We start from the raw sequence: 5,309 nt of genomic DNA on the forward strand, positions 1-5,309 counted from the left end.
ACCCGGCACCCCTGCGCCGCCGATCGCTACGACGGGGAATTCACCGTCGTCTCGCCGGACGAGTGGCACCTGTGCTGGCGGGTGTGGGGGCCGGCGAAGACGCAGTTGTTGACGTCCGTCTACCGGCGCGGCCGCCGCACGGCCTGAGCGGCCGACCGCGCGGGACGGCGGGCCCGCACGGCCCGCGCCCGGTCGTGGTCCGTCCCGTCCCCGGTCGCGACGGACCGCGCGGCTACTCGGCGCGCGCGAAGCGGCGCGTGGCCAGGGTCAACGCCACCAGCGCCGCCACCGCGAGGAAGGCGACCTCCAGCAGGACCGGCGGCGTCCACCCCCACCACTGTGGCCCCGTCGCCACGCCGCCGGGCGTCGCGACATCCCCGGGCAGCGTGCGGCGCAGCGCGTCGACACCGTAGGTCAGGGGGTTGACCAGGACCGCGCCACCGAGCCAGCCGGGCAGCCCGCGCGCCGGGAACATCGCGCCGGACAGGAACAGCAGCGGCATCATGAACATGCCGACCACCACCTGGAAGGTCTCGATCCGCCGGATGCACACCGCGGCCAGCACGCCCAACGCCGTGAAGGCGAACGAGATCAGCGCCAACTCCAGAAGCACCAGCAGCAGTTGCGGGGTATAGGGAACCCCGGCCGCGCCCGCGACGGCCAGGACGAGGGCGCCGTGGGCCGCGCCCGTGGCGGCTCCGCCCAGACAGATGCCGGTCAGCAACACGCCGCGGCGCACCGGCGCGACGAGCATCTGCCGCAGGAATCCGGCCTGTCGGTCCCACACGATGGTGACCCCGACGGCGATCGCCGGCGCCTGTACGGCCATGATCAGCACACCCGGGAACAGGTACGCACGGTAGTCGCCGAGGCCGTCGGACGAGTCGCCGACCAGGGAATTGAGCCCGGTCCCCAGAATCAGCAGGAACATCAGCGGCGTGACCAGCCCCATCGCGAGCCGGACCCGGTTGCGGGCGAACCGGATCATCTCGCGCTGCCACAACACCCGCACGGTGCGCAGGTCCCGCGCGAGGGCCGATCCGGCGGCTCGGGCGACCATCGGCCGTTCGGGCGCGAGCGGTTCGGGCCCGGGTCCCACCGATGGCGGTCGTACCGGCGCGAACGCCACCGGCTCCGACCGTTCGGGTCCCGTCGTGCCGGCGGTCTCGATCTCGATGTGGGCCATGGGTGCTACCTCCTCGGTCCGAAGCCCTGCGGCACACCCGCAGCCGCGCCCGCGCCGCCGTCGGCCTCGCGGATGGTGCGCCCCGTGTAGTGCAGGAAGACGTCGTCCAAAGAGGGCGGTTTCACGTGCACCGAGCGCACCGGCACGCCGATTCCGGCGCACAGGCGCGGCACGAACGCCGCGCCGTCCGCCACCCGCAGCCGCAGACCCCCTTCGTGGGCCTGCGTGACCAGGCCGAACCGCTCCCGCACGGCACGCGCGGCCCGTTCGTCGTCGGCGGTGTGCAGCGTGACCAGGTCGGCGCCCACGATCGCCTTGAGCGCGGCGGGTGTTCCCTGCGCCACCAACTCGCCCGCATCGATGATCGCCATCTGGTCGCAGTGCTCCGCCTCCTCCAGATGATGCGTTGTCAGGAAGACGGTGATGCCCTGCTCGCGGCGCAGTCGGTGCAGGTGCTCCCACACGGCCGCGCGGGTCTGCGGATCCAGTCCGGTGGTGGGCTCGTCCAGGAACAACACCCGCGGCGCGTGCAGGAGCCCCCGGGCGATCTCCAATCGCCGGCGCATGCCGCCGGAAAGCGTGCGCACGGGCGAGTTCGCGCGCTGCGCCAGATCCACCAACTGCAACAGCGCCGGGATCGTCGTCCGCGAACGCCGGCGCGGCACGCCGAACAGGTCGGCCTGGAACCGCATGTTCTCCTCGGCGGTCAGATCCACGTCGAGCGTCGACTCCTGGAAGATCAGCCCGATGCGCCGCCGTACCTCGTCCGGTTGCGTGCCCACGTCGCAGCCCGCGACCTGCGCCCGGCCCAGCGTCGGCCGCACCAGCGTGCACAACATGCCGATCGTGGTGCTCTTGCCCGCGCCGTTGGGACCGAGGAAGCCGAAGATTCGGCCCGCCGGAACCTCCAGGTCCAGACCGACCACGGCCTCGGTATCGCCGTAGAGCTTGCCCAGGCCCTCGGTCCGGATCGCCGTCCCGTCGCCGGCGGCTTTGTGAACGGGCGTCCCGGAGAGCGCATTTCGCCGCGCTGCGGTGACACTCACGACGACCTCCCGACGGGTCGGCGCACGCTCAGCACGGTATGGAACAACGCCATGTCGCCGCTCTCCCCGATCGGCGTGCCCGCCGCCTCGACCCACGCGTGCGCCCGGAACGGCTGGGTGCGCACTCCCGTACACCAGTCCGGCGCCGTCCCCCGAATCCGGCACAACAGCACCGTGGCCACCGACCGTTGCAGGCAGCCCTGTCCGGCGCAGCGCGCACTGACCGACACCACGGCGTGCCGCGCCTGGGTCGCCTCGGCGACGCCGGCGGGTCGGGCGCCCAGGCTCACCACCCGCAACACCCGGCGCAGTCGACGCGGCGGGAGCAGTGCCAACGGGCGGGCCACCGCGACCGCCAGGCGCGCCGTGACGTGTCGGTGCCAGACCAGGGGGATCGGCTGTTCCGCGATGACCGGCATCGTCATGACGACACCACCAGACGAGCCTCGCACAGGGCGCGCAGCAGGTCGCGGACGTCTGTGTCCGCCTGGGCCGCGGCGGCCGGGGACTTCTCCGCCAGTCGGGCCGCCACGCCGGCCGCGGAGTGGCCCTCCAGGAGCAGGCACAGCGTGTAGGCGCCGGTCCGGTTCAACTGCCAGTACCGGCCCTTGCGTTGGTCGAGCAGCACGAGCCCGTCCGACACTTCGGTGCTGGTGACGTGCGGAGCCAGGGTGATGGTCATCGGAAGTCCTCCTATCGCGACGCGAGTTGTGGTTCGCGTGCTTCGACGGAACGCAGCCAGCTCTCGCAGGCCAGGGTGTTCTCGAACCGGGCCAGTGGCGCGGTGTCGGGACTGGGGGCGAACAGCGCGGCGCGCAGGGCATCGGCGTCGACCAGGCCCAGCCGGGCCAGCCGCAGGTCCGCGCACCATTCGGCGACCCGGTGCCGGTTGTGCTCCACGGCCGCGTGGAACTCGGCGCTGAAGTCGCCCTTGCTGCGCCGCGCCAGGAGTTCGTCCGGGACCACTCCGCGCAGCGCGGTGGTCAGGATCGGCTTGAAGCCGCCGCGCACCATGCGGTCCTCCGGTCGGACCGACAGGACCGCCTCGACGACCCGGTCGTCCAGGTAGGGTGCGGCCAGGTCGATGCCGTGACGGGACAGGATCCACCCCATCTCGCGGATCGCGGCTCCCCCGTGCAGGACCCCCTCGACGAGCTGATGCCGGGAGCGGTCGGGGTCCAGCGGCCGGGGGCCCTGCGCCGCGGCTTCGAGCAGCAGCCGGCGCACGGTCGCGGCGGCGCTCGGGGACACCCAGGCGGGCAGCCGCGGTTCGGGGGCCCAGCCCATGAAGACCCGCGCCGGCGGCGGTGCGGGGGCGGTGATCCGCCGCGCTCCGGTGCGCAGGGCGCCGGCGAAGGATTCGTTGTCGATCAGGCCGCGCAGGGTGGGCAGCAGGCCCCAACGGTTGAGCGCGCGACAGCGCAGCAGCGCCGGCACGCCGGTGCGCGGGCGCCGGCGGACCAGGGTGCGCAGGTGGGCGGGCGTGACGGAGAACAGTTCGTCGCCGCCGACGCCCATCAGGTGCACGGTGGCACCGCGGGCGGCGGAGTCGCGGGCGACGTACTCCATCCGGGCCAGGTTGCGACTCCACGGGAGCGGACCCTGCGTGTCGAGGGCGTACTCGGCCCCCGTGTGCGGGTCCCCGCTCTCGTCGAGCCAACCGGGGCCGTCGGTCGGGCCGCCGGTTCGGTGGTGGGCGGTGGGCAGCAGGGCCGCGGCGCGTTCGGCCCACCGGGTGTCGTCGTTGGCGGGGTCGAGGGGCTGCCAATGGTGGGTGAGCAGCGTGCCCTCGCCGGCCGCGGCGACGAAGCACAGGGCGGTGGAGTCCAGTCCGCCGGACAGGTCGGCACTGACCGTGCGCCCGGGCGCGGTTCGTACCGCGACGGCCTCGCGAATCGCGTCGCGCACGCCGGCCGCCGCGTGCCGCAACGGGACTTCGGCGGGCGGCGGCTGCCACCAGCGCACGGTACGGGCGGCGCCGTCGGTGTCGATGTGCAACCAGCAACCCGCGTCGAGTTGCCCGACACCGGTCCAGACCGTGCGGGTGGTCAGTGGCCAGGGCGCGCCGGGGGCCAACAGGCGCAGTGCCAGGGCCTCTTCGTCCAGATGTGCCCCGACCAGGTCGGCCGGCCGCCTGGGTCGGTCCGCGGCCACCGTCACGCCCGCGACGCGGGTGTGGAAGATCTGTCGGGTGCCGGCCAGGGCGCCCTGGGCGCGGATCCGGCCGTCGATCGAGGCGAGCAGGTGGATGCTGCCGGGGAGGGTGCGGGCCAACTCGTCCAGGTCGTGGGGCGACTCGGCCCGGGCCAGCGTGCGGGTGGCCGCGGCGATGTCGAGGCGGGTCCGCCCGAAGAGCACGAGGCGACGGGTGCCGGCGACGACCACGGTGATGTCGTCGTCGCACCAGTGTCCGATCAGCCACGGTCGGCCCGACGCGTGTGCGATGCAGCGCCACGGTGGTGGTCCGGCGTTCGCGACGGCGATCGGGGCCGGCACCGAGGTATCCGGCAGGATCAGGAATTCCATGGCCTACTCCCAGGCGTGGTGATCCGGTGCGGTGTCGGCGAGATGGGCGGCGCCGGGTGGTGCGGAGGCGCACGCGGCGCCTCCGCACCGGTCCCCCGGCGACCCGCCGACCACGAACGTCAGCAGGCGAACGGCGTCAGACCGCCGAAGATGTCCGAGGGGCAACCCCACCAGACGCCGAGGGTGAGTTCGGTGAAGTCGCCGATCTCGACCAGCGCCGGGGGCTCGTAACTGTCGTCGTACGTCATGATCTTCTCCATCCCTTGCCTACTACGGATGCCACGGAGGGACGTTGTCGACGGAATCGACATCCCTCCTCGTCCGGACATCGGTCACGCTAGGCCGCCCCATGTCCCAAGCACCCGGGCCACCGGTCCCATCCAGGTCCCACACGACCGCCCGACCCACCCCGCGGCACGGGCACCGGTGCCAACGTCGTGCACGTGGGGGGGGCGCGGCGGCACGGCGGCGGCACCGGCGACGAAGCCGACGCGACGGCCCGCCCGGCACCACGCCCGAACAGGCCGAAAGACGCGACACCACCCCGAACG

7 protein-coding genes are annotated in these 5,309 nt (G+C 73.4%); 1 reads left to right on the forward strand and 6 read right to left on the reverse strand.

The window, feature by feature from the left end; translation table 11 throughout:
• A partial coding sequence (locus ACFXMF_RS46560; protein ID WP_380021274.1) for a DUF6314 family protein occupies positions 1 to 147 on the forward strand: 147 nt, incomplete at its 5' end.
• A gap of 85 nt (positions 148 to 232) precedes the next feature.
• Here the strand turns inward: ACFXMF_RS46560 and ACFXMF_RS46565 are convergent.
• The 6 genes from ACFXMF_RS46565 to ACFXMF_RS46590 all read right to left on the reverse strand — a co-directional run bounded on the left by ACFXMF_RS46565 (position 233) and on the right by ACFXMF_RS46590 (position 5,006).
• Positions 233 to 1,186 carry an ABC transporter permease gene (locus ACFXMF_RS46565; RefSeq protein ID WP_379991339.1) on the reverse strand — a complete coding sequence of 318 codons (954 nt, stop codon included), beginning with the start codon at positions 1,184 to 1,186 and terminating at the stop codon, positions 233 to 235.
• A gap of 5 nt (positions 1,187 to 1,191) precedes the next feature.
• On the reverse strand, positions 1,192 to 2,232 hold the full coding sequence (locus ACFXMF_RS46570; protein WP_379991340.1) for an ATP-binding cassette domain-containing protein: 1,041 nt from the start codon (positions 2,230 to 2,232) through the stop codon (positions 1,192 to 1,194).
• The gene (locus ACFXMF_RS46575; protein WP_360311474.1) at positions 2,229 to 2,657 is read right to left on the reverse strand and encodes a lasso peptide biosynthesis B2 protein; all 429 of its coding nucleotides are present in this window, start codon (positions 2,655 to 2,657) and stop codon (positions 2,229 to 2,231) included. Before ACFXMF_RS46575 ends, ACFXMF_RS46570 begins: the two co-directional genes overlap by 4 nt.
• A complete protein-coding gene (locus ACFXMF_RS46580; RefSeq protein ID WP_360311476.1) occupies positions 2,654 to 2,914 on the reverse strand; it encodes a lasso peptide biosynthesis PqqD family chaperone in 261 nt (86 codons plus the stop codon). Before ACFXMF_RS46580 ends, ACFXMF_RS46575 begins: the two co-directional genes overlap by 4 nt.
• A gap of 11 nt (positions 2,915 to 2,925) precedes the next feature.
• A complete protein-coding gene (locus ACFXMF_RS46585) occupies positions 2,926 to 4,758 on the reverse strand; it encodes an asparagine synthase-related protein (protein WP_360311478.1) in 1,833 nt (610 codons plus the stop codon).
• 119 nt (positions 4,759 to 4,877) lie between these two features.
• Positions 4,878 to 5,006 carry a lasso RiPP family leader peptide-containing protein gene (locus ACFXMF_RS46590; RefSeq protein WP_360311480.1) on the reverse strand — a complete coding sequence of 43 codons (129 nt, stop codon included), beginning with the start codon at positions 5,004 to 5,006 and terminating at the stop codon, positions 4,878 to 4,880.
• Between the last annotated feature and the right edge of the window lie 303 nt (positions 5,007 to 5,309).

It is taken from the genome of Embleya sp. NPDC059213, assembly GCF_042754445.1.
Taxonomy (GTDB): domain Bacteria; phylum Actinomycetota; class Actinomycetes; order Streptomycetales; family Streptomycetaceae; genus Embleya.